This window comes from Serratia sp. MYb239, from assembly GCF_002966855.1.
GTDB lineage: Bacteria > Pseudomonadota > Gammaproteobacteria > Enterobacterales > Enterobacteriaceae > Serratia_B > Serratia_B rhizosphaerae.
The window spans coordinates 3492964-3515106 of the sequence record NZ_CP023268.1 but is presented as its reverse complement, the minus strand read 5'-3'; the positions used below and the strand labels follow the sequence as shown (position 1 = coordinate 3515106).

Here is a 22143-nt window from a genome sequence, read left to right as displayed (position 1 = left end):
TATGCAACTGCAAAACAAGTCTTTTAGTGAACGTATCGTCCACGCGGTGGGGTTTGAAGCGATCGCCGTCATGATCTGCGCACCGATTGGTTCGTGGATCCTGGGCCGTTCCATGGCGCAGGTCGGTGCTTTGGCGGTCATGCTTTCCAGCGTTGCCATGCTGTGGAACATCGTTTACAACGCGGGGTTTGATCGCCTGTGGCCGGTGAGCCGGGTAGTACGCAACCTGAAAGTGCGGATGCTGCACGCGGCCGGCTTTGAGGCCGGCTTTATTCTGATTGGCGTACCGATTGCCGCCTTTATGCTGAACCTGACGCTGGTGCAGGCTTTTATGCTGGAACTGGGCTTTTTCCTGTTCTTCCTGCCGTATACCGTATTGTATAACTGGGCCTATGACGCGCTGCGCCAGCGCTGGATCGCGGCTCGGCTGGCGGTAAAATAACCGGTCGTCAAGCGACGATAGCTCAGGTAAGGTCGCTATTATCCGTAACGTACTCCGGGGGCGATGATGAAAGTGCTGGGATTATTGGGCGGGATGAGCTGGGAATCCACCATCCCTTATTACCGTATGATCAACGAACAGGTGAAAACGCAGCTGGGCGGTTTGCATTCGGCGAAAATCGTGCTGTATAGCGTTGATTTCCATGAAGTCGAGCAGCTGCAGCATCGCGGCGACTGGGAAGGTGCCGGACGATTGCTGGCTCAGGCGGCGACGGCGCTGCGTGCGGCGGGCGCCGAAGCGATAGCGATTTGCACCAACACCATGCACAAAGTGGCGGATGTGGTGGAGCAGGCCAGCGGCCTGCCGCTGATTCATATCGCCGATGCCACGGCGCAGCAGGTACGCCAGCAAAATATCCGCCGCGTCGGGCTGCTGGGTACGCGCTTTACCATGGAGCAGGATTTTTATCGCGGGCGGTTGCAGGATAAATTCGGCATCGAAGTGGTGACGCCGGTGGCGGCGGATCGCGACAGCGTGCACCGTATAATCTATGAGGAGCTGTGTCTGGGCCACATTCATGTCGCTTCGCGCGAGGAGTATCGGCGCATTATCAGCGATCTGGAACAGCAAGGCGCGCAGGGGATTATTTTCGGCTGTACGGAAATCGGCCTGTTGGTCGGCCCGCAGGATGCTTCGGTACCGGTATTCGATACCACGGCGATTCATGCGCGTGCGGCGGCGGAGTATATCCTGGCGCGTTAGAGGGCATGTTTTGCACGCCGTGATGGTCGGCCGAAACGATTTTTGTGATCTATGTTACTATTGAGCCGCCGTGCCGCGGGCAGCGATTGTTGTTTTCCCGACGGGGTTTTACAGTGTTGGCTGCCTGCCGTTTATTTACTTTTTTGCGGAGAAAACATCGATGACATATGCCCTCGTAGGTGACGTTGGCGGCACCAATGCCCGCCTGGCGCTTTGCTCGCAAGAGACGGGTGAAATCAGCCAGGCGAAAACCTACTCAGGCCTGGAGTTTGACAGCCTGGAAGCGGTGATCCGCCAATATCTGCAGGAGCATCAGCTGGAGGTGCAGGACGCCTGTATCGCCATCGCCTGTCCGGTAACGGAAGACTGGGTGGCGATGACCAATCATTCCTGGGCATTTTCGATCAGACAGATGAAGGCGAACCTGGGACTGGCGCACCTGGAAGTCATCAACGACTTCACCGCGGTGTCGATGGCGATTCCGATGCTGACGGATGCCGACGTGCTGCAGTTCGGCGGCGGTCAGGCGCAGCAGGATAAACCGATTGCCGTTTACGGCGCCGGCACCGGGCTGGGGGTGGCGCATCTGATCCACGTCAATCGCCAGTGGGTAAGCCTGCCGGGCGAAGGCGGCCACGTAGACTTCGCACCCAACAGCGAAGAAGAAGACATCATTCTGGAAACGCTGCGGGCGGAGATGGGCCATGTTTCGGCGGAGCGCGTGCTGTCCGGGCCGGGGCTGGTCAACCTGTACCGGGCGATTGTCAAATCTGACGGCCGGCTGCCGGAGAACCTGGCGCCGAAAGATATTACCGAACGCGCGCTGGCCGACAGCTGTATCGACTGCCGACGTGCGCTGTCGCTGTTTTGCGTGATTCTGGGGCGTTTCGGCGGCAACCTGGCGCTGACGCTGGGCACTTTCGGCGGCGTTTATATCGCCGGCGGCATCGTGCCGCGCTTTATGGAATTCTTTAAAGCTTCCGGCTTCCGCGCGGCGTTTGAAGACAAGGGGCGCTTTAAGGATTACGTGCAGGAGATCCCGGTGTTTATGATTACCCATGCGCAGCCGGGCCTGCTGGGCGCCGGCGCCCACCTGCGACAGACGCTGGGGATTGAGCTGTAACGGTACGGACATGAAAAAAGGGGCGCAGCTTAATGGCTGCGCCCCTTTTTGTTGGCCGGATATCAGGCTTTGACCAGATCCGCCGGCTGGTGTTCGTTCTGTTCGGCCCTGATGGCCGGCTGCGGCGTTTTGATAAACAGGGTAATCAGCAGGGACAGCAGCGACAGGACGCCAATCACCATAAAGGTGGTGTGGAAGCCGCCGAAGTATTTGGCGATAAACGAGCCGGCCAACGCGCCCAGTCCGAAGCCCTGGTAGATGATGCCGTAGTTTTTGCTGTGGTTTTTCAGGCCGAAGAAGTCGCCGACAATCGCCGGGAATACGGTGATATTGCCGCCGAAGCAGAAGGCGACGGCGCCGACGCACAGGAAGAACAGGCTGTGGCTGAGGGTAAAGGCGCTCAGGGCGACGATCGCCAGCACGGTGACCAGCATGGTAAAGCTGATGACGCGCATCCGGCCGACTTTATCCGACAGGGTGCCGAGAATAATACGGCCGGCGGTGTTGAAAATCGCCACGGCGGAGACGGTGTTGGCGGCGGTGGCAACGTCCATTCCGGCCAGCTGCACCCCCATATCCTTGACGATGCCGATCAGGTACAGGCCGCTCATGCAGGCGGAGAAGAAAATGGCAAACAGCAGGTAGGCTTCTTTGGTCGCCAGCATTTGGCGCACGCTGTAGTTAACGCTCCGGCCACCTTGCGCCGCTGCGCTGGAGGCTGCGGCGGCCGGCTCTTTTAGCAGCAGCGAACCGAAGACGATTAACGCCATCACGATAACGCCCCAGTAGAAGAAGGCGGCGGAGACGCCCGCATTGGCAATCAGCGCGGCGTTAACGTATTTGAACAGCAGGCTGCCGCTGCCGAAGGCGCCGACGGAGATGCCGGAAATCAGCCCTTTGTTGGCCGGGAACCACTTGATCAGGTTGGACAGGGTGGAGATATAGGCGATGCCGACGGCGAAACCGACCACCACGCCGGCCAGCAGATAAATCATATCCAGCGAGCTGGCGTGGGCGCTGGCGATCAGCCCCAGCCCGACCAGCACGCCGGCGGCCAGCGTCAGGTTGCGGATGCCGAAGCGTTCCTGCAATTTGCCGGCGAACAGAGTGGAAAACGCCAGGAAGAAACTGGTGATGGAGAACGTGGTGGCGACATCCGCCAGGCCCCAGTGGAATTTATCCACCAGCGGCTGGTTAAACAGGCTCCAGGTATAGATAGTTCCCAGGCCCATCTGACAGATGATGGTGCCCAGAACGATAAGGCTGCGATTTACCGGTTTTGTTCTCATGGCCGGTTTCTCCTGTATGTAAGTGTGCGTTACCCGTGGTGTAAATGCGCGGAGCAAATCGGCTCCGCAGTATGGGGATATTATATGGCCGGGGTGGCGGCCGGCGGCGGATTGGGCATGAGTTGCCTCTGCCGAGGAATGAAATGCATCAGGCGCTGCATGAGTTGCCGTTTTTGGCGCAAAAACGTCGTGAAATGCGCCCCTGGACATGTGATCTAAATCAAAATTATCAACGATTTATTGCCGGACGGCGGGGAAGGATTGTGGGGGAATTGTGAAGGTTCTGTGCGGATGAGGTAAACCGGCGTTTGTCTGATGGAGCGGCTGCGGGTGTGGTATTAGGGTAACGGCAGGCGGATTCGATCCGTTAATGCAGGAGCCATAGTATGAAAAAAAGAGCACTATTATTGGCGGCGCTACTGGCGCTGCCGCTGGTGAGCCAGGCCGGAATTTTTATTAACGTCACCCCGGACAGCGCATGGCGCGTCGGCGACCGTGACCACCGCGGCCACTACTGGGATGGCCACCGCTGGCGCGAGGCGCGCTGGTGGCGTGCACATCACCGCGATTACCGGCCGCCGCGCCACTACCGCGGGCACGACCGTCCGCCGCACCGGGCGGATTTCCGTCAGCGGGAATGGCATCACCACCACGATCACCATCACCGCGGCTAATTACAGACGCATCAGCTGGCGGAACGCCTTGACCTTGCTGCGGCTGACCGGCACCTCAAACTCCAGGTCGCTCAGCCGCAGAATATAGGTGTTATTGAACCAGGGCACGATTTCGCGGATTTTCGCCAGGTTGACGCAGTAGGAGCGGTGGCAGCGGAAGAAATGCTCTTCCGGCAGCCGGGCGTAAAACTCGCTGATATTCATCGGCATCACAAACTCTTCACGGCGGGTGTACACCCGCGTCACCTTCTCATCGGCCGCCGCATAGTAAATATCGTTGATGTCGGTAACGATGATGCGATCGTTTTTTATCAGGTTAATGCTGTGGCCGCCGCGCCCGGCCGGCTGCTGCTGTTCGGGCTGGTTCAGCGAACGCTGGTGCAGCGCCTCCAGCTTTTGCAGCATGGTGACGATACGCGCCTCGTGGTACGGCTTGAGAATATAGTCGAAGGCTTCGATCTCAAAGGCTTCCACCGCGTGCTCTTTATAGGCGGTAATAAAGATAATCGCCGGCCGGTGGGCGAACTTGCTGATGTTCTGCGCCAGCAGCACACCGTCGAGAGACGGGATATTAATATCGAGGAAGATGGCGTCCACCTGATGATTTTGCAGGTATTTCAGCACGTCCAGCCCGTCATCGAAGGTGGCCTCGATGGTGATGTTGCTGTGCTGTTTGATCAGGTAGCTCAGCTCTTCCTGCGCCAAAAACTCATCTTCAACAATGATGGCTTTCATACTTTCCTCACGCTTCTTCTGCCGGCTGTTCGGCGGCCGGGCGCCGTTTGCCGCCGTCTTTAGTGATATAAAACGCAATTTCGGTGCCTGGCTCCAGACGGCGAATCTTCAGCCCGGCGCCGTACAGCAGCGAGACGCGGTGGTGCACATTGAGCAGGCCGATATGGTTGCCCGGCATTTCGTTGCGCGCCACGCGGTCGATCACCGCCTGGCTGATGCCGTGGCCGGTGTCTTGCACCGAAATCCGAATGCGCTCACCGTGGTCCTTGACCGCAATCACCACCACACCTTTGCCGCGGCAGGGCTGAATGCCGTGCACGATGGCGTTTTCCACCAGCGGCTGGATCAGCAGGCTGGGAATGCGCAGCGCGATATCGTCGTCGATATCGTATATCACCGTCAGTTTGTCGCCGAAGCGCGCCTGTTCAATGGCGATATAGTCTTGTACCTGATGCAGCTCCTTACGGATATCAATCAGCTCATCGTTCAGTTCCAGGTTGTAACGCAGGTAACGCGACAGGTTGATAATCAGCTGGCGCGCGGTGTCCGGTTTGAGGCGGATCGATGAGGAGATGGCGTTCAGCGCATTAAACAGAAAGTGCGGGTTGATCTTGCTCTGCAGCGCGCGCATTTCGGCTTTGTCCGCCATCTGGCGCAACTGCTCAATGCGGGACACCTCCATCTGGGTGGAGATAATCTGTGACAGACCGACCGCCATCACCTTCAGGGTATTGGTGATCTGGTGTGCGTGGCAGTAGTAGATTTTCAGCGTGCCGCTGACTTCGCCCTTTTCCCACAGCGGGATCACCAGCTGCGAGTGGATCTGCGGCGTGGCGGGGCTTTCATGGTTGTTCTTGATGATGATTTTGCCGTGGCGGATGCTTTCCCGCGTCACCCGGCTGAGGCTTTCCCGCCCGACCGGATAGTGCTCCTCGCCGACGCCGACGTAGGCCAGCACGCTTTGGGTATCGGTCATCGCCACCGCATCGGCCTGAATATCGTGGCGGATAATGTCGCAGATGGTGGTCAGCGACTCGCTGTTGAAGTTGCGGAAGTAGGGCAGCGTTTTACGGGCGATATCCAGCGCCAGCTTGGCCTGACGTGCGGCGATCACCTCTTTTTCATCCTCGACGCTCTGCACCAGCAGCACGATCAGGCCGATGCACACCGTGCCGAGGATCATCGGCAGGGCGATTTGCGCCACGATCTCCAGCCCCAGCTCGGTCGGCGACGCCCACAGGACGATCAGCAGCATGGTCAGGCTTTCGCACAGCATGCCGCCGAGAATGCCGATACGCCAGCGACGCTCTTTTTTCACCTTCAGGTTGATATAGGCGGCGCTGATGCCGGCGATGATGCTGGTGATCAGACAGGGCACCGAGGTAATGCCGTCGATATCGATCAGATAGCGGTGCACGCCGGCGATAATGCCGGTGACGACGCCGACCCACGGCCCGAACAGGATGCCGCCGGCCATAATGGCGATCACCCGCACGTTGACCAGCGAACCTTCGACGTTGATGCCGGAATAGGTGCTGAACAGCGCGAACAGCGAGAAAATGGCGGTGACCGCCGCCAGTTCCAGTGGCGTATGCTCCTCTTTTTGCAGCAGCTGGCGGAACAGCCGGGTGCGCGTCAGGAAGAACAGGCAAATTAACATCAGCGCGGCACGATCGAATACCGCTAACAGCATTTCAAAAAAAGGGTGCACAACGGCTACTCGCTGCGGCGAAACAAGATGGCGCCCAGTATATCACAGCGTCGGGCGCCGGCTCAGGGAACGCACGTCCTCGCCGTCAGCGTTTAAAGCCCGGGATAAAGCGCGTGACGTCCACCTCCATAAAGGCGCTGCGCTGGAACTGCGCCTTCAGCGCGTAGGGCACCGTGCAGTCAAAAATGGCCTTGCAGGCGATGCCCTCCGCGCGGATGGACGGACTGAAGGCCGGTGACGATGACGGATCCAGCGGGTGGCAGCGTACGCCGGGAATAAACACCGTGCTGACGTCGCCCTGATAGCGGGTGGTCATTGCCCACATCACGTCGTTCATATCGAACAGGTCGACGTCCTCGTCCACCAGCATGACGTGTTTCAGCTCTGAAAAGGCGGCGAATGCCAGCAGTGCCGCCTGCCGCTGGCGGCCTTCGTCGTTTTCCGAGCGTTTTTTCACCTGCAGCACCGCCAGATATTTGCCGGTGCCGGGGGAAGGGCAGTGGACGTTCAGTACAAAGCCGGGCAGCGCCCGTTCGACCATCTGCAGAATGCTGGCCTCGGTGGGGATGCCGGCCAGATTAGTGTGTTCATCGCTGGCGCCGATGCAGGTTTGCAGGATCGGGTGTTTGCGGTGGGTGATCGCCTTCACTTTGATCACCGGCAACGCCGCTTTGGCCTCCCCGGTATAGCCGGGGAACTCCGGCATCGCCTTGCCGCTGTTGGTGTGCTGATCTTCGCGCACCCGCACGCCCGGCAGCAGTTCGCCCTCAATCACCACCTCGGCGTGGGCGATGGCGCGTGCCGCCACCGTCAGGCACGGTGCCAGTTCCACCGGGCGGTTGCGCAGCGCGCCGGCCACCGACAGCTCGTCGAAGCCCAGCGGCGTGGTGGGCGGCTCAAAACAGGCGCCGATCTCAATGGCCGGATCAACGCCGATGCTGATGGAGATCGGCAGCGGCTGGCCTGCCGCTTCGGCCTTCATGCGGAAGGTATCAAGGTGGCGGCCGGGCACGAAGTACATCGAAATTTCATCTTTGCCCTGGACGCACAGGCGGTGAATGGTCACGTCATGTTCGCCGGTTTCCGGATCGGCGGCGTAACACATGCCCAGCGTAAAATAGGGGCCGGCATCGTCCGGCGTATTGGTCGGCGCCGGCAGCAGTTTGAGGATGTCGAAATCCGGGTCGCTGGCCAGGTGCACCACTTCCTGGCAGGCGGCCTGCTCACGCGGGATCTCCACCGGCGCAATCGGCTTGCTCACCGAGTCTTTCAGCAGCCAGGCCAGCCGTTCCGGCGTACTGCCCAGCAGGTGGGCCACGCGTTTGCGCGACGCCAGCAGGCCGATCAGCACCCGCATATCGTCATAGCCTTTGATGCGGTTGAACATCATGGCCGGGCCGATGCGCGTCGGGCGCATCACGGTGCCGTGCGCGCCGACGTAGCGGTAAACGCCGGACAGTTCGGCCATCGGATCGACCGGTTCATCGGTGGCGATCAGTTCATCATCAATGTGGCGCAGCAACTCCAGGGCGGAACGCAGGTCGTGCACCTGCGGTAGTTCGGTGGTCGTGGTCATTGGCGTTGTCCGTCAGGTTGTAGGGGTAAGGCGATTTATTGGTGGTTATTTCTCCACTATCGGGCGAGGATTGATTTCTGTCTAATAGGCTTTAGCCTGTTTTTAATCATCATTCGTTATCACAGGATGGCTTATGAGCGATATGCGTCAGCTGTACTCGTTTATTGCGCTGGCCGAAGAGATGCACTTCGGGCGTGCGGCGGCCAATGTGCACATTGCCCAGCCGGCGCTGAGCCAGCACATCAAGCTGTTGGAGCAGCGTCTGGGGCTGCGGCTGTTTGAACGCGATCGCCGCCACGTGGCGCTGACGCCGGAAGGGCGCGTGTTGCTGGAGAAAGCGCGCGATACGATAGGTCGCTATGAAGGACTGCTGCAGACCGCCGCTAGCCTGCGCAGCGGCGCCGACGGCGCGATCCGGCTGGGATATGTCGGATCGGCAATTTACGATCCGGCACTGATGACGCTGATGCGCGACTACCGTCAGGCGCGGCCGGGCATCGAGCTGGCGATGGAGGAGCATGATGTGAACCGCCAGCTCACCCTGCTGCAGAACGGCGATCTTGATGCGGCGCTGGTGCGTACGCCGGTGCCGCAGTTGCCCGGGCTGGTTTATCAGCAGGTGGTGCAACGGACGTTGATCGCGGTGCTGCCAAAGGATCATGCGCTGAGCGGATGCGGAACGCTGTCGCTGCGGCAGCTGGCGCAGGCGCCGTTTTTGATCCAGAACGATCCGCCGGGTATCGGGCTGGCCTGGTCGGTACTGGACGCCTGCCGGCGCGCCGGCTTTACGCCGCACCCGCTGAAGGCCACGCGTGATGTGGCGGTGACCATCGGGCTGGTGGCGCTGGGGATGGGCGTGGCGCTGGTGCCGGAGACGCAGGCGCTGGCGCGGCGTGAGGATATCAGCTACCACCCGCTGGACGATCCGCTGGCGGTGAGTACGCTGACGCTGGCCTATCGGCAGAACACTCAGCAGGCGGCGGTGAAGGACTTTGCCCGCTTTGTCCGGCAGCGCGCCGCGCACTGAGGTACGGCGCGCTACGGGCGGTTATTTCAGGCCGAGCTGTTCTCTGCCGAGCGGCGTCAGTAGCTCTTCGCCGCCACGGCCGACGAAGTCCACTTCGAAATCGTCCGCGGCGAAGTCCGGCGGCGTGCGGCCGCTCAGGAAGCTGGGCAGCTGACGCTGCAGATAGGCGTCGTTCTTTTCACAGCCCGGCGCGGCGGCGATATACATCACGTTACTGTCGAACTCGCCGTGGTGCTCGTTTTCCACCGCGTGGATCACATCACAGTGCCAGAATACGCAGTCGCCCGGCTCCAGATCTGGAATAGGGGAAATCCCTTGCAGTAAAAGGGGATGCCATGTTTCCGAAATCGACAGCGCGCGTCCCGGCGCGGCATCGCACAGGTCGTCGTCGGCCACGTCGTCCTGCAGCGCGCGCAGCAGTACATAGGCCATGGCGTTGGCAATCGGCACCAGATTCAGCGTGCCGGCATGGGTGCGCTGCGGCGTCAGCGCGGTCCAGCCCTGAAAGGTGCGGAACATCGAGCAGACCGCCGGCGAGGCGATTTCCCGCACCTCGGTGCGACCGTCGGCGGCGAAAGGATTATAGCGTTGCCAGTCGCCGGAGAACACGTGGCGGTAGACATAGCGGAAATTCTCGTCCAGCCAGCGTTCGATGGTGCCGCTGTCGACGTGCGGCGACAGGCCGAGCGAGGAGGAGTTGGGCGGACGGCGGCGGGTGCGGTCGGCATAGGTGGCGACGCGCTGCGGGTCGAAGTGCTGTTTGCCGTTGCTTTCAGTTTCCCACAGGCTGTTCATAAACACCTGCACCGCATGCATGCGCCGATCCTGCCGCGCTTCCACCTGCGGCTTCGACCAGTAGATACCGTAAATCTGCGGCTTGCTGGCGGCCAGCTTGCCGAAGTAATTATCTTCGGCGGCGTTTTTCAGCCGTTCGACGAAATTGTTGCGCGTCAGATAATCGCCGATCTCACGGTTCCAGCCTTCGGCGGTATCGCGTAGAAACACGCCGCGAATGGCGCAGGCGCCGCGCTGCCTGATCAGCGCCTTCTGCTGCTCGCTCACCCGCTGTTGCAGAATATCCTCGGCGTCGATTTGCGGCACCGGATTGTGGCCGGCGGCCAGCTCGCGGCGAATCTGTTCCACCTGTTGGCGGATGTTCTCTTCCAGCGCCAGAAACACCTCGCGGTAGTTGGGCAGCGTCTGACGCAACTGCCGTTTAACGTTTCTGATGGCGGTGGGGATGTCGTCGATAACCAGTGCTGTCATAAGGTGCTCCTTATCTCGCCGGTAGGCGTCGTCGGTGACAGAGGGTAAGTAATAATTTTGTTTTTTTTACGTTAATGATTATCTGGCCTAAAACGGGATAAATAAAGCGTTATCTTTCATTCGAAACTTCCTCTTTTTTGTTATCCGAAAGATGTCAGCGCTGAAAGCGGTGATGAAAAAAGTTATTGTTCAGGGGATGGACAGCCTGAATCTGCTGCGATATGTTCGATAACAGGCCAAAAACTGGCCAGCGTCGCTCGGACGGTCCGGGCGCTTACGTCTCTTCGAGGAATCTATGGCTGATAATCACAGTCCGCGCCGCTTTACGCGCATTGAACGTCTTCCCCCGTACGTGTTTAACATCACCGCCGAACTGAAGATGGCCGCACGCCGTCGCGGCGAAGATATTATCGACTTCAGCATGGGCAACCCCGACGGCCCGACGCCGCCGCACATTGTGGAGAAACTCTGCACCGTGGCGCAGCGTGAAGATACGCACGGCTACTCGACTTCACGCGGTATTCCGCGCCTGCGCCGGGCGATTTCGCGCTGGTATCAGCAGCGCTATCAGGTGGATATCGATCCGGAAAGCGAAGCCATCGTCACCATCGGCTCCAAAGAGGGGCTGGCGCATCTGATGCTGGCGACGCTTGACCATGGCGATACCGTGTTGGTGCCGAACCCAAGCTACCCGATTCATATTTACGGCGCGGTGATCGCCGGCGCACAGGTGCGTTCGGTGCCGCTGGTGGAAGGCGGTGATTTCTTTGGTGAGTTGGAGCGCGCCATCCGTGAAACCATTCCGCGGCCGAAAATGATGATCCTCGGTTTTCCCTCCAACCCGACCGCGCAGTGCGTGGAGCTGGATTTCTTCGAACGGGTGGTGGCGCTGGCGAAGCAGTACAACGTGCTGGTGGTGCATGATCTGGCCTATGCCGATATCGTCTATGACGGCTGGCAGGCGCCGTCGATTATGCAGGTGCCGGGGGCCAAAGATATCGCGGTTGAGTTTTTCACCCTGTCGAAAAGCTACAACATGGCCGGCTGGCGTATCGGCTTTATGGTAGGCAACCCGGAGCTGGTCAGCGCGCTGACGCGCATCAAGAGCTATCACGATTACGGCACCTTTACGCCGCTGCAGGTGGCGGCCATCGCCGCGCTGGAGGGCGACCAGCAGTGCGTGCTGGATATCGCCGAGCAGTATCGCCAGCGTCGCAACGTGTTGGTGAAAGGCCTGCATGAAGCCGGCTGGATGGTGGATAACCCGAAGGCGTCCATGTACGTCTGGGCGAAAATCCCCGAGCCTTATGCTCACCTGGGGTCGCTGGAGTTCGCCAAACGTCTGTTGGCGGAGGCGAAGGTCTGCGTGTCGCCGGGTATCGGCTTTGGTGAGTATGGTGACGATCACGTGCGCTTTGCACTGATTGAAAATCAGGACCGTATCCGCCAGGCGGTACGGGGCATCAAGGCGATGTTCCGCGCTGATGGTCTGATCGCGCCGGCGGCCAAATAGCGCGCCAGATGCAGAAATAACAAAGGGGCGCCGGTGCGCCCCTTGTTGCCGTTCTGGGTTTGGTGGTCCGTCAGGAAACCATATACATGAAGGTACCAACCCATGCAACCAGCATGAATGAAATGCCCATCAAAAAGTATTTCACTTAATAACTCCCCTCATGGAGTGCTCGCAAGTCAACGATCCCGATTGTTGTGCTGAGTATTTTATAGGATGCCCGGCGCGCCTGGCCGGTTCTTTTTGTCATAAAAACAGCCTGCTGGTAGCTTGAGCATCCCGGTCGTCGCATTTTATCCGTTTAAGAAAACACGGGAAACGCGACAGGATCGGCGCTCAATGTACTCCCAATCTTTGTATTATTTCAATACTGTGTTTTTGATCACACTTCATGGCTGTTTTTTAATCACTTTCCGTTATTTTCTCATCGATTTCCGTCCGGCTGCACGATGTGGAGAAACGGGGCGATGTTTATCACATTTCGAGCAGGGCAATGCCCGCCGCTGCGGCAAACCAGAACAACAGACAGCCCAGTAACACTGCGCACCAGATATGGCGACGTATCCATGCCATGATCAACTTTTCTCATGCCGGTGAAGGGAGATAATCCATTCATCGGCCGCCGCAGGGAAATGTTTAGTCCGGTCGCGTACAATTTTTTATGGCTTATCGCCAGTATGCACCGAGAGCCGGATTTCGTAGCCCAGCAAGAACAGCGCCTGTTCCAGCGCTTCGGCTTTCGAGGCATAGGCAATATCCAGCAGGCGGTTCATCTGCCCGGCGTTAAAGCCCAGCTGGCGCGCCAGTAACGCTTTCGGCATCTGTTTTGCCAGCAGGGCGTTATGCAGCGCGACCTTCAGCTGTACCAGCAGAGGCAGCGGTACCTGCAGTTCGTCGCTATCGTTCGCGGAGGGCGGCGGCACCGCGCGGCCTTCTTCAATCTCAATGGCGAGGGCGGTCAGCAGTGAGTCCTGCGCTTCCAGCTCCACGTCTTCACGTTTATAGCAGGCGGCCTGAAATTCCGGGAAATCGCGAAAGCCGATGTGCCAGCAGTCGTCTTCGTCATCAAAGTGGTAGTGGGCCGGATAGTGGCTAGACATAGCGCTTCCTGATTGTCGGCATGATGGTAATGGCTGGCAAGGGTAGCATGAGTCGGGGGAGAAAAGGGGACGGATTGATATTCCGGGGAAATGGGTAGCGCGATACCGGCATCGTGCGGGCAATGGCGACGGAAGTGCAACGCCTTTGTCATCTGATATGATCTGCGCATCTATTGGCAACGGTTTACTTTAAAATTATTCTAATCCTTAACATAGATCCCGTGATGTCTTAAAGATAAATTAATTTTAAAAATATATTTTAGGATTTAACGCAGATATAAAATTATTTTACACAGGAAAACTAAAGTTAGAAAGGATGTCAATAATTACTGACTCCTATCATGTATATAAGGCAATGAATTTGTCTTTTAATATATCCAATTTAAGGAGAAGGATTATTTTTAAATAAAAGTAAAAAGAGGCGTGTTTTGGGCTGGAGGAATGTGTCTTTATCAGTGTAGAGAGCAACCGTAAATGGTACCCCCGACTGGAATCGAACCAGTAACTAGCCCTTAGGAGGGGCTTGTTATATCCGTTTAACTACGGGGGCATGCCGGATTCGGGGCATTATACCCGTTTTTCTTCCCAGAATAAGCGCTTAGCGGTGCGTTTGCTTATTTCCTCGCCAGCGGGGATAGCCGCTGGCCGACAGAACGGGGAAAATTCAGCGTTTGTCATCACCGTCAACGGCGCGTGTTGCCTGTGCTTTCGCCTGATTGCTGATGTCGTTGCGAATCTGCGCATGGCTGATTAACGCAAAGATAAAAGTACCGCCGATGATATTGCCGGCAAGTGTCGGCAGCGCGAACGGATAAATAAATTGTTGCCAGCCGATGACGCCGTTGCACACCAAATAGATGATCTCAACTGAACCGACGACGATATGGGTCAGATCGCACAGCGCCACCAGATAGGTCATCAGCACGATCACCCAGATTTTAGCGCCGCCGGCGGACGGCAGCATCCAGACCATAGTGGCAATAATCCAGCCGGCGAGGATCCCATTGGCAAACATCTCCTGCGGGGTGTTATGCATCACTTCCTGTCCCAGGGAGACAAAGGCCTGCCGGGTGGCGGCGTCAAACAGCGGCAGGTGGGTAAAAGCCAGCGCCGCCAGCCCGGTGCCAAGCAGGTTGCCCAACAGCACCACGCCCCACAGTCGCAACAGAATAAGCAGGTTCTTCGGCGTGGGCTTGTGCATGATCGGCAGCACCGCCGTTACGGTGTTTTCGGTAAATAGCTGCTGACGCGCCATAATGACGATGACAAAACCAAAGGTATAGCCGATATTCTCAATGAAAAAGCGGCTGGGATCGTCGGGCAGGCGGGCGTGGAATATGCCTTTGGCCATCAGCGATGCGCCCATCGACAGCCCGGCGGCGATGGCCGACCACAGCAGCGCCAGCCAGTCACGCTCCAGCTCTTTTTCCCCTTCCATACGGATCTGTTCATGCACCGCCGCAGCGCGGGAGGGCAGGTTCTCCGCGTTGACGTCAATGGCGGCTTTTCCCTGCTCCCGCTCTTGGCTGTCTACTGTGACATCGCTTTCGGACTGCTGATTGTCTGTTGCGTCGCCTGGTTGCTTATTATCCATGCATATCCTCCGACAGCCGTACCGAGATTATTTATTAAGCGTAGCCGCAGGGGCGGCGGGAAGGGAAATAAGTTGGTCAAATTGCAGAAAAAAGTAACAAGGGTTTAACGTTGGCGCATTTTTCTACGCATTATTGATCTGGTGCGCAATATTACCCCTATTGGAGTAGTTTCTGCGCTGGCCGCAGGCTACGAGCCGCCGATCGCTTGTGCTATCATGCGCACACCCAAAGAACAATAGCCGAGTCCTGCCGATGCTGGAAGCCAAAAACCTGAGTTGTGTCCGCGATGAGCGCACCCTGTTTAGCGGGCTGAGTTTTTCGGTGAGTCCGGGCGATATGGTGCAGGTGGAAGGGCCGAACGGCGCGGGAAAAACCAGCCTGCTGCGCATTCTGGCCGGTCTGGCGCGTCCGGATGAAGGCGAAGTGCGCTGGCGGGGCGAGAATACCCGCCGCAGCCGCGAACGCTATCATGCCGAGCTGCTGTTCCTCGGCCACCAGCCGGGCATCAATGCGATGCTGACGCCGTTTGAAAATCTGCGCTTCTATCAGCGTGCGGCCCGCAGCGGCGACGGACAGGCAATCTGGCAGGCGTTGGAGCAGGTGGGGCTGGTCGGCTATGAGGATCTGCCGGTGGCGCAGCTGTCCGCCGGGCAACAGCGTCGCGTCGCGTTGGCACGACTGTACCTGAGCGACAGCCCGCTGTGGATCCTGGACGAGCCGCTGACCGCCATCGATAAACAGGGCGTCGCCGAATTGATTCGCCATTTTGAACAACATGCGCAACAGGGCGGTATGGTAGTGTTGACCACCCATCAGGAGCTGGCCGGCAGCCAGCGGCCAGTGACGAAAATTAGCTTGTCGGACGCAGGGATGGAGACGGCCTGATGTTTTTAACCCTGCTGCGGCGTGAATTGAAAATCGCCTTTCGCAAAGGCTCGGAAATCGTTAACCCGCTGTGGTTCTTTCTGATCGTTATCACGCTGTTCCCGTTGGGCGTCGGCCCGGAGCCGCAGCTGCTGGCGCGTATCGCGCCGGGCATCATCTGGGTGGCGGCGCTGCTGGCGTCGCTGCTGTCGCTGGAAAGGCTGTTCCGCGACGACTTTCTTGACGGCTCGCTGGAACAGCTGCTGCTGCTGCCAACCCCGCTGCCGTTGGCGGTGTTAGGCAAAGTATGTGCTCACTGGGTGGTGACGGGGCTGCCGTTGCTGCTGCTGTCGCCGCTGGTGGCGCTACTGCTGTCGCTGGACGTGCAGACCTGGCTGGCGGTAGCCGCCACCTTGCTGCTCGGCACGCCGACGCTGAGCCTGATCGGCGCCATCGGCGTCGGGCTGATCGTCGGGCTGCGCAAAGGCGGGGTGTTGCTGAGCCTGCTGGTGCTGCCGCTGTATATCCCGGTGCTGATCTTCGCCACCGGCGCGATTGACGCTGCGGCGATGGGGATGCCGATTGACGGCTATCTGGCGATACTCGGCGCGATGCTGGCGGGCAGCGTGACGCTGGCGCCGTTTGCCACCGCCGCTGCGCTGCGGGTAAGCGTGCACTAGCTAACAGATAAGAAGAGCCGGGCAACGCCGACAAGAGCGGCCCCGGCATACATCATTTGCCGCCCCGCAGCGCAGGGCGGCGGACGTTTTCATTTACCGTGAGCAATGACAACAATGTGGAAATGGTTACATCAATTCGCCAGGCCCGAGAGGCTCTACCAGGTTTGTGGGCGCTTAGTACCCTGGCTTGGCGCGGCGGGCGCCGTCTGCCTGCTGCTCGGCTGGATATGGGGCTTTGGCTTCGCGCCCAAGGATTATCAACAGGGCGATAGTTTCCGCATTATGTATATCCACGTGCCGGCGGCGATGTGGTCGATGGGCATTTACGCCTCCATGGCGGTGGCCGCTTTTATCGGCCTGGTATGGCAGATGAAAATGTCCGATACCGTCGTCGCGGCGATGGCGCCGGTGGGGGCGGTATTTACCTTTATCGCGCTGGTGACCGGCTCCGCCTGGGGCAAGCCGATGTGGGGCGCCTGGTGGGTCTGGGACGCGCGCCTGACCTCCGAACTGGTGCTGCTGTTCCTGTATATGGGCATCATCGCGCTGTACAACGCTTTTGAAGACCGCCGGCTGGCCGGCCGCGCCGCCGGTATTCTGGTGCTGGTCGGCGTGGTCAATATCCCGATTATTCATTTCTCGGTCGAATGGTGGAACACGCTGCATCAGGGGTCGACCAATATGCAGCAGAGCATTGCGCCAAGCATGCGTACGCCGCTGCGCTGGGCGATCCTCGGCTATTTGCTGTTCTTTATTACCCTGACGCTGATGCGCCTGCGCAACCTGATTCTGGCGCAGGAGCGTCATCGCCCGTGGGTGGCGGCCCTGGTTAACAAGGAGCGTCAGTCATGAATGCCGCATTTTCCTCCTGGACGGCGTTCTTCGCCATGGGCGGTTACGCCTTTTATGTGTGGCTGGCGGTGGCCGCCACGCTGATTCCGTTGCTGGGTCTGGTGTGCCATACCCTGTGGCAACGCCGGCAGCTGCTGGCCGATGTGCGCCGCCGTCAGGCGCGCGAACGCCGTATCCGCCAATCACAACATGCTAAAACATCGGCTGCGCCGCAGTCCGCCGCTGCGCGGGAGAAATCATTGTGAATCCACGTCGTAAAAGTCGCCTCTATCTGGCCATTGTGGTGCTGGTCGGCATCGCGCTTACCGCTTCGTTGGTGCTGTATGCGCTGCGTTCCAACATCGATCTGTTTTATACCCCGGGTGAAATCCTGCAGGGCAAAGGGGAAAATCACGAAAAACCGGAGGTCGGGCAGCGCCTGCGCATCGGCGGCATGGTGATGCCGGGCTCGGTGAAGCGCGATCCGGAAACGCTGAAGGTCAGCTTTAAGGTGTATGACGCGCGCGGCGCGATCGCCGTGACCTATGAAGGCATCCTGCCGGATCTGTTCCGCGAAGGGCAGGGCGTGGTGGCGCAGGGCGTGCTGGGGGAAGGCAACGTGGTGAACGCCAAAGAAGTGCTGGCCAAGCACGATGAGAAATATACCCCGCCGGAAGTGGCCGATGCGATGAAAGAGAACCATAAAGGGCCGGCGTCGGCCTATCGCGCGCCGCAGGAGGACAGCCAGTCATGATACCGGAGCTGGGAAGTTTTCTGTTGTGTCTGGCGCTGGCGGTATCGCTGCTGCTGAGCATTTACCCGCAGTGGGGAGCCGCGCGTCAGGACCGCCGCATGATGGCGGTGGCGCGTCCGCTGACCTATGGCATGTTCGCCGCCATTGCGCTGGCGTTTATCTGCCTGGTGCACGCCTTTATCGTTAACGATTTTACCGTCGCCTATGTTGCCGCTAACTCCAACACGCAGCTGCCGGTCTATTACCGCATCGCCGCCACCTGGGGGGCGCATGAAGGCTCGCTGCTGCTCTGGGTGCTGCTGCTGAGCTGCTGGTCGCTGGCGGTGGCGCTGTTCAGCCGCTCCATGCCGCAGGATGCGGTGGCGCGGGTGCTGTCGGTGATGGGGATGATTACCGCCGGTTTCCTGCTGTTTATCATTATGACTTCCAACCCGTTCACCCGCACCTTGCCGAACTTCCCGATCGACGGCCGCGATCTGAACCCGTTGCTGCAGGACGTCGGGCTGATTTTCCATCCGCCGCTGCTGTATATGGGCTACGTCGGCTTTTCGGTGGCGTTTGCCTTCGCCATTGCCTCGCTGATGGCCGGGCGGCTCGACACCGCCTGGGCGCGCTGGTCGCGGCCGTGGACTACCGCCGCCTGGGTGTTTCTGACCCTCGGCATCGTACTGGGCTCCGCCTGGGCCTACTACGAGTTGGGCTGGGGCGGCTGGTGGTTCTGGGATCCGGTGGAGAATGCCTCCTTCATGCCGTGGCTGGCGGGCACCGCGCTGATGCACTCGCTGGCGGTGACGGAAAAACGCGGCACCTTCAAGGCGTGGACGGTGCTGCTGGCGATCACCGCGTTCTCGCTGTGTCTGCTCGGCACCTTCCTGGTACGTTCCGGCGTGCTGGTGTCGGTGCACTCTTTTGCCTCCGATCCGGCGCGCGGCATGTTTATTCTCGCCTATCTGGTGATTGTGATCGGCGGTTCGCTGCTGCTGTACGCTTTTAAAGGCGGCCAGGTGCGCAGCCGGGTGCAGCACGAAACCTTTTCCCGCGAGACCTTCCTGCTGGGCAACAACGTATTGCTGATGGCCGCGATGCTGGTGGTGCTGCTGGGTACGTTGCTGCCGCTGGTGCATAAGCAACTCGGGCTGGGCAGTATCTCGATCGGCGAGCCTTTCTTCAACACCATGTTCACCTGGCTGATGGCGCCGATGGCGCTGCTGTTGGGCATCGGCCCGCTGGTGCGCTGGCGCCGTGACGAGCCGAGCAAGCTGTGGCGTCGCCTGGGCGTTGCGCTGGTGGTGACTCTGCTGCTGTCGATTCTGCTGCCGTGGCTGCTGCAGGACAGCATTGCCGGCATGACGGTGGTCGGGCTGCTGATGGCGGTCTGGGTCATTATGCTGACGCTGATGGAGCTGCACGAGCGCGCCACGCACCGTCACGGCTTCTGGCGCGGCCTGCGCCATTTGTCGCGCAGCCACTGGGGCATGGTGCTGGGCCACCTGGGCGTGGCGGTAACGGTGATCGGTATCGCCTTCAGCCAGAACTACAGCGTGGAGCGTGACGTGCGGATGAAGGCCGGCGACAGCGTGGATATTCATGACTATCACTTTGTATTCCGCGACGTGCACGATATCCGCGGACCGAACTACACCGGCGGCGTCGGCATTATCGACGTGACGCGCAACGGTAAGGCGGAAGCGACGCTGCATGCGGAAAAACGCTACTACAGCGTGGCGCGCAGCATGATGACGGAAGCCGCGATCGACGGCGGCCTGACGCGCGATCTGTACGCGGCATTGGGCGAGGAGCTGGACGACGGCTCCTGGGCGGTGCGGCTGTATTACAAACCGTTCGTCCGCTGGATCTGGTTCGGCGGCGTATTTATGGCGCTGGGCGGGCTGCTGTGTATCCTCGATCCGCGTTATCGCATGAAGAAAAAACTGGCGCGTCAGGGCAAGCGGGAGGCGCAGGTATGAACCGTAAACTGTTATTTATTCCCTTAATCCTGTTCTTGTTGCTGGTGGCCGCCTTTATGGTGCAGCTGACGCGCAACGCCGGCGGGGAGGATCCGACCATGCTGGAATCGGCATTGATCGGTAAACCGGTGCCGACCTTTAAACTGGAGTCGCTCGATCGGCCGGGTAAAACCTACGATCAGGCGGTGCTGCGCGACGGTAAACCGATATTGCTGAACGTCTGGGCCACCTGGTGCCCGACCTGCCGCGCCGAACACCAGTATCTGAATCAGCTGGCGAGCCGCGGCGTGCGCGTGGTGGGGCTGAACTACAAGGACGACCGCGCCAAGGCGGTCAACTGGCTTAACAGCCTGGGCAACCCTTACGCGCTCAGCCTGTTTGACGGCGACGGTATGCTGGGGCTGGACCTTGGCGTATACGGCGCGCCGGAAACCTTTCTGATCGACGGGCAGGGCATTATTCGCTACCGCCACGCCGGCGATATGAATGAACGGGTCTGGCAGCAGGAAGTGCTGCCGCTGTACCGCAAGTACGGAGGCGCAGCATGAGGTTCGCCGCCGTGATATTGGCCGCATTGCTGAGCTTTAGCGCCGCTGCGGCCATTGATACTTACCATTTTGATTCGGTGGAGCAGGAGCAGCAGTATCGCGAGCTGACCGAACAGCTGCGCTGCCCGAAATGCCAGAACAACAGCATCGCCGATTCCAACGCCATCATCGCCGCCGATATGCGCGCCAAAGTCTATGAGCTGATGATGCAGGGGCAGAACAAGCAGCAGGTCATCGATTATATGGTGGCCCGCTACGGCAACTTCGTCACCTATGAACCGCCGGTGACGCCGGCGACGCTGATCCTGTGGGTCGGCCCGCTGCTGTTTGTGCTGATTGGCGGCGCGGTGGTGATTATGCGCAGCCGCCGCCGCACTCCGGCGGATAACGACGACTTCTCCGCACAGGAGCAACAGCGTCTGGCGGCGCTGCTGGAAGAGACTGACAGGAAGAAACGCTAATGGCTTTTTGGCTGATGATTATTGTGTTGCTGCTGGGCGCCGCCGCGCTGTTGCTGGTGCCGGCTATGCGGCAGAATCGGGCGGACAGCGCCACCAGCCGCGACACGCTGAACAAGGTGCTGTACCAGGAGCGTCTGAGTGAGCTGGAACAGGATGAACAACAGGGCGTGGTCGCCGAGCGTCCCGAACTGGTGAAAGAGCTGCAACAGAACCTGCTGGACGATATTCCCGGCCAGGCGACGGCGCAGAGTAAACCGATCAACCGCTGGGCGCTGTTGCCGGGCGTGCTGCTGCTGATCGTGGTGGCGGTTGGCTTTTATCTGAAAACCGGCGGTATGGCGCAGGTGGCGGCCTGGCGGCAGGTGCAGGATCAGATGCCGGCGCTGCGCGCCCGGGTCGCCAACGAGCATGCGCAGCCGCTCAGCATGGAAGAGATCGCCCGTCTGGGGCTGGGGCTGCGCACCGCGCTGCAGCAGGACGGCCGTAATATCAACGACTGGATGATGCTGGGGCGGGTCGGTATGGCGCTGAATAACGCCACCACCGCCACGCAGGCGTTTGCCCATGCCTATCAGCTGGATCCGAATAATCTGGAAGTCCGTCTGGGGTACGCCGAGGTGTTGACGCGTTCCAACGATCCGGAAGATAACAAGCAGGCGTCGCTGATGCTGCGTAAAATGATCGCTGAAGATCACAGCAACCTGCGTATTCTCAGCCTGTTGGCGTTTAACGCTTTTGAACAGGGCGACTACCGGCAGGCCATCGGCGCCTGGCAGGTGATGCTAAAATTATTACCGGCTGACGATCGCCGTGCGGAAGTGCTAAAGCGCAGTATTGAACAAGCAAAAGTACAGGCCGGCGACGAAACTGTTAAACTTGGTGTCAATGTCACGTTGTCTCCAGAGGCAGCCAACGCATTACCCCAACAAGGGACGCTGATAATTTCGGTGACCGATGGCAAAAGCCCGGTGCCGGTTGCTGTAAAACAATTACCTCTGAGCCGTTTCCCGCTGTCGTTCTCGCTGGATGACAGCAACGCCATGATGCCGGAGCGTTTGCTGTCGTCGCTGCATCAGGTGAAGGTGCGCGTACGGGTTTCTCATGACGGTCTGGCAACGCCGCAGGCCGGCGACTGGTTCGGTGAGAGTGCGCTGCAGACGTTCAGCGGTAACGGGCAAGTTAGCGTTCAGATAGACAAACAGGTCCCTTAATAAAAGACTGAGCGTAC

24 protein-coding genes and 1 tRNA gene are annotated in these 22143 nt (G+C 59.4%); 16 read left to right on the top strand and 9 right to left on the bottom strand.

All coding sequences use genetic code 11. From position 1 onward, the window contains the following. The first annotated feature begins 1 nt into the window (after position 1). The 3 genes from CLM71_RS16925 (at position 2) to glk (ending at position 2327) form a co-directional block, all read left to right on the top strand. Positions 2 to 442, top strand: coding sequence for a multidrug/biocide efflux PACE transporter (locus tag CLM71_RS16925; RefSeq protein ID WP_105232019.1), 441 nt, complete (start codon positions 2 to 4; stop codon positions 440 to 442). Positions 443 to 508: 66 nt separating this feature from the next. Then, on the top strand, positions 509 to 1204 hold the full coding sequence (locus tag CLM71_RS16920) for an aspartate/glutamate racemase family protein (RefSeq protein ID WP_105232018.1): 696 nt from the start codon (positions 509 to 511) through the stop codon (positions 1202 to 1204). A gap of 160 nt (positions 1205 to 1364) precedes the next feature. After that, entirely contained in the window at positions 1365 to 2327 is a 963-nt protein-coding gene (gene glk, locus CLM71_RS16915; protein WP_105232017.1) for a glucokinase, read from the top strand. Positions 2328 to 2389: 62 nt separating this feature from the next. Here glk and CLM71_RS16910 read toward each other — a convergent pair whose 3' ends face one another. After that, the gene (locus CLM71_RS16910) at positions 2390 to 3616 is read right to left on the bottom strand and encodes an OFA family MFS transporter (RefSeq protein WP_105232016.1); all 1227 of its coding nucleotides are present in this window, start codon (positions 3614 to 3616) and stop codon (positions 2390 to 2392) included. Between the two features lie 143 nt (positions 3617 to 3759). Between CLM71_RS16910 and CLM71_RS24375 the strand changes: the two genes are divergently transcribed. Then, positions 3760 to 3894 carry a hypothetical protein gene (locus tag CLM71_RS24375; RefSeq protein ID WP_255414255.1) on the top strand — a complete coding sequence of 45 codons (135 nt, stop codon included), beginning with the start codon at positions 3760 to 3762 and terminating at the stop codon, positions 3892 to 3894. A 108-nt stretch (positions 3895 to 4002) separates the two neighbouring features. Further along, positions 4003 to 4290 (top strand): DUF2502 domain-containing protein, encoded by a 288-nt coding sequence (locus CLM71_RS16905; RefSeq protein WP_105232015.1) that lies wholly within the window; start codon positions 4003 to 4005, stop codon positions 4288 to 4290. Here CLM71_RS16905 and CLM71_RS16900 read toward each other — a convergent pair whose 3' ends face one another. The 3 genes from CLM71_RS16900 to CLM71_RS16890 all read right to left on the bottom strand — a co-directional run bounded on the left by CLM71_RS16900 (position 4291) and on the right by CLM71_RS16890 (position 8312). Next, complete coding sequence (locus CLM71_RS16900; protein WP_105232014.1) at positions 4291 to 5025, bottom strand: LytTR family DNA-binding domain-containing protein; 735 nt, start codon at positions 5023 to 5025, stop codon at positions 4291 to 4293. Between the two features lie 7 nt (positions 5026 to 5032). Continuing rightward, a complete protein-coding gene (locus tag CLM71_RS16895; RefSeq protein WP_105232013.1) occupies positions 5033 to 6718 on the bottom strand; it encodes a sensor histidine kinase in 1686 nt (561 codons plus the stop codon). 103 nt (positions 6719 to 6821) lie between these two features. Then, positions 6822 to 8312 (bottom strand): UbiD family decarboxylase, encoded by a 1491-nt coding sequence (locus CLM71_RS16890; protein ID WP_105232012.1) that lies wholly within the window; start codon positions 8310 to 8312, stop codon positions 6822 to 6824. A 133-nt stretch (positions 8313 to 8445) separates the two neighbouring features. Between CLM71_RS16890 and CLM71_RS16885 the strand changes: the two genes are divergently transcribed. Then, complete coding sequence (locus CLM71_RS16885) at positions 8446 to 9339, top strand: LysR substrate-binding domain-containing protein (RefSeq protein WP_105232011.1); 894 nt, start codon at positions 8446 to 8448, stop codon at positions 9337 to 9339. Positions 9340 to 9360: 21 nt separating this feature from the next. Here CLM71_RS16885 and CLM71_RS16880 read toward each other — a convergent pair whose 3' ends face one another. Further along, a complete protein-coding gene (locus CLM71_RS16880; protein WP_105232010.1) occupies positions 9361 to 10605 on the bottom strand; it encodes a DUF1479 domain-containing protein in 1245 nt (414 codons plus the stop codon). A 295-nt stretch (positions 10606 to 10900) separates the two neighbouring features. On the opposite strand from CLM71_RS16880, the gene alaC reads away from it, so the two are divergent. Beyond that, entirely contained in the window at positions 10901 to 12118 is a 1218-nt protein-coding gene (gene alaC, locus CLM71_RS16875; RefSeq protein ID WP_105232009.1) for an alanine transaminase, read from the top strand. Between the two features lie 70 nt (positions 12119 to 12188). On the opposite strand, the gene ypdK is transcribed toward alaC, so the two are convergent. The 4 genes from ypdK to CLM71_RS16855 all read right to left on the bottom strand — a co-directional run bounded on the left by ypdK (position 12189) and on the right by CLM71_RS16855 (position 14809). After that, positions 12189 to 12248 carry a membrane protein YpdK gene (gene ypdK / locus CLM71_RS16870; protein WP_370447008.1) on the bottom strand — a complete coding sequence of 20 codons (60 nt, stop codon included), beginning with the start codon at positions 12246 to 12248 and terminating at the stop codon, positions 12189 to 12191. 526 nt (positions 12249 to 12774) lie between these two features. Then, positions 12775 to 13215 carry a hypothetical protein gene (locus tag CLM71_RS16865; RefSeq protein WP_105232008.1) on the bottom strand — a complete coding sequence of 147 codons (441 nt, stop codon included), beginning with the start codon at positions 13213 to 13215 and terminating at the stop codon, positions 12775 to 12777. Between the two features lie 475 nt (positions 13216 to 13690). Beyond that, a tRNA-Arg gene (locus tag CLM71_RS16860) sits at positions 13691 to 13765 on the bottom strand. A 114-nt stretch (positions 13766 to 13879) separates the two neighbouring features. Continuing rightward, entirely contained in the window at positions 13880 to 14809 is a 930-nt protein-coding gene (locus tag CLM71_RS16855) for a formate/nitrite transporter family protein (RefSeq protein WP_105232007.1), read from the bottom strand. A 253-nt stretch (positions 14810 to 15062) separates the two neighbouring features. Between CLM71_RS16855 and ccmA the strand changes: the two genes are divergently transcribed. From ccmA to ccmI, 9 genes are all read left to right on the top strand, one after another. Beyond that, positions 15063 to 15695 carry a cytochrome c biogenesis heme-transporting ATPase CcmA gene (gene ccmA, locus CLM71_RS16850; protein ID WP_105232006.1) on the top strand — a complete coding sequence of 211 codons (633 nt, stop codon included), beginning with the start codon at positions 15063 to 15065 and terminating at the stop codon, positions 15693 to 15695. Beyond that, the gene (gene ccmB, locus CLM71_RS16845) at positions 15695 to 16354 is read left to right on the top strand and encodes a heme exporter protein CcmB (protein ID WP_105232005.1); all 660 of its coding nucleotides are present in this window, start codon (positions 15695 to 15697) and stop codon (positions 16352 to 16354) included. Before ccmA ends, ccmB begins: the two co-directional genes overlap by 1 nt. A gap of 114 nt (positions 16355 to 16468) precedes the next feature. After that, positions 16469 to 17206: a heme ABC transporter permease gene (locus tag CLM71_RS16840; protein WP_105232004.1), complete on the top strand. Its 738-nt coding sequence runs from the start codon at positions 16469 to 16471 to the stop codon at positions 17204 to 17206. Then, a complete protein-coding gene (gene ccmD / locus CLM71_RS16835; RefSeq protein WP_105232003.1) occupies positions 17203 to 17451 on the top strand; it encodes a heme exporter protein CcmD in 249 nt (82 codons plus the stop codon). The genes CLM71_RS16840 and ccmD overlap by 4 nt, the downstream gene beginning before the upstream one ends. Further along, positions 17448 to 17939 (top strand): cytochrome c maturation protein CcmE, encoded by a 492-nt coding sequence (gene ccmE / locus CLM71_RS16830; RefSeq protein WP_105232002.1) that lies wholly within the window; start codon positions 17448 to 17450, stop codon positions 17937 to 17939. The genes ccmD and ccmE overlap by 4 nt, the downstream gene beginning before the upstream one ends. Continuing rightward, on the top strand, positions 17936 to 19906 hold the full coding sequence (locus CLM71_RS16825) for a heme lyase CcmF/NrfE family subunit (protein WP_105232001.1): 1971 nt from the start codon (positions 17936 to 17938) through the stop codon (positions 19904 to 19906). Before ccmE ends, CLM71_RS16825 begins: the two co-directional genes overlap by 4 nt. Continuing rightward, positions 19903 to 20454 carry a DsbE family thiol:disulfide interchange protein gene (locus CLM71_RS16820; protein WP_105232000.1) on the top strand — a complete coding sequence of 184 codons (552 nt, stop codon included), beginning with the start codon at positions 19903 to 19905 and terminating at the stop codon, positions 20452 to 20454. Before CLM71_RS16825 ends, CLM71_RS16820 begins: the two co-directional genes overlap by 4 nt. Continuing rightward, complete coding sequence (locus tag CLM71_RS16815; RefSeq protein WP_105231999.1) at positions 20451 to 20915, top strand: cytochrome c-type biogenesis protein; 465 nt, start codon at positions 20451 to 20453, stop codon at positions 20913 to 20915. Before CLM71_RS16820 ends, CLM71_RS16815 begins: the two co-directional genes overlap by 4 nt. Then, positions 20915 to 22126: a c-type cytochrome biogenesis protein CcmI gene (gene ccmI, locus CLM71_RS16810; protein WP_105231998.1), complete on the top strand. Its 1212-nt coding sequence runs from the start codon at positions 20915 to 20917 to the stop codon at positions 22124 to 22126. The genes CLM71_RS16815 and ccmI overlap by 1 nt, the downstream gene beginning before the upstream one ends. Positions 22127 to 22143: the final 17 nt, after the last annotated feature.

Coding starts and splice junctions, on each gene's coding strand:
- CLM71_RS16880 (WP_105232010.1), bottom strand. CDS start 10,605: ATGACAGCACTGGTTATCGACGACATCCCCACCGCCATCAGAAACGTT.
- CLM71_RS16825 (WP_105232001.1), top strand. CDS start 17,936: ATGATACCGGAGCTGGGAAGTTTTCTGTTGTGTCTGGCGCTGGCGGTA.
- CLM71_RS16900 (WP_105232014.1), bottom strand. CDS start 5,025: ATGAAAGCCATCATTGTTGAAGATGAGTTTTTGGCGCAGGAAGAGCTG.
- CLM71_RS16855 (WP_105232007.1), bottom strand. CDS start 14,809: ATGGATAATAAGCAACCAGGCGACGCAACAGACAATCAGCAGTCCGAA.
- CLM71_RS16910 (WP_105232016.1), bottom strand. CDS start 3,616: ATGAGAACAAAACCGGTAAATCGCAGCCTTATCGTTCTGGGCACCATC.
- glk (WP_105232017.1), top strand. CDS start 1,365: ATGACATATGCCCTCGTAGGTGACGTTGGCGGCACCAATGCCCGCCTG.
- ccmD (WP_105232003.1), top strand. CDS start 17,203: ATGAATGCCGCATTTTCCTCCTGGACGGCGTTCTTCGCCATGGGCGGT.
- CLM71_RS16885 (WP_105232011.1), top strand. CDS start 8,446: ATGAGCGATATGCGTCAGCTGTACTCGTTTATTGCGCTGGCCGAAGAG.
- CLM71_RS16840 (WP_105232004.1), top strand. CDS start 16,469: ATGTGGAAATGGTTACATCAATTCGCCAGGCCCGAGAGGCTCTACCAG.
- CLM71_RS16865 (WP_105232008.1), bottom strand. CDS start 13,215: ATGTCTAGCCACTATCCGGCCCACTACCACTTTGATGACGAAGACGAC.
- alaC (WP_105232009.1), top strand. CDS start 10,901: ATGGCTGATAATCACAGTCCGCGCCGCTTTACGCGCATTGAACGTCTT.
- CLM71_RS16925 (WP_105232019.1), top strand. CDS start 2: ATGCAACTGCAAAACAAGTCTTTTAGTGAACGTATCGTCCACGCGGTG.
- CLM71_RS24375 (WP_255414255.1), top strand. CDS start 3,760: ATGCATCAGGCGCTGCATGAGTTGCCGTTTTTGGCGCAAAAACGTCGT.
- ccmI (WP_105231998.1), top strand. CDS start 20,915: ATGGCTTTTTGGCTGATGATTATTGTGTTGCTGCTGGGCGCCGCCGCG.
- CLM71_RS16815 (WP_105231999.1), top strand. CDS start 20,451: ATGAGGTTCGCCGCCGTGATATTGGCCGCATTGCTGAGCTTTAGCGCC.
- ccmB (WP_105232005.1), top strand. CDS start 15,695: ATGTTTTTAACCCTGCTGCGGCGTGAATTGAAAATCGCCTTTCGCAAA.
- ccmA (WP_105232006.1), top strand. CDS start 15,063: ATGCTGGAAGCCAAAAACCTGAGTTGTGTCCGCGATGAGCGCACCCTG.
- CLM71_RS16895 (WP_105232013.1), bottom strand. CDS start 6,718: ATGCTGTTAGCGGTATTCGATCGTGCCGCGCTGATGTTAATTTGCCTG.
- CLM71_RS16820 (WP_105232000.1), top strand. CDS start 19,903: ATGAACCGTAAACTGTTATTTATTCCCTTAATCCTGTTCTTGTTGCTG.
- CLM71_RS16905 (WP_105232015.1), top strand. CDS start 4,003: ATGAAAAAAAGAGCACTATTATTGGCGGCGCTACTGGCGCTGCCGCTG.
- CLM71_RS16920 (WP_105232018.1), top strand. CDS start 509: ATGAAAGTGCTGGGATTATTGGGCGGGATGAGCTGGGAATCCACCATC.
- CLM71_RS16890 (WP_105232012.1), bottom strand. CDS start 8,312: ATGACCACGACCACCGAACTACCGCAGGTGCACGACCTGCGTTCCGCC.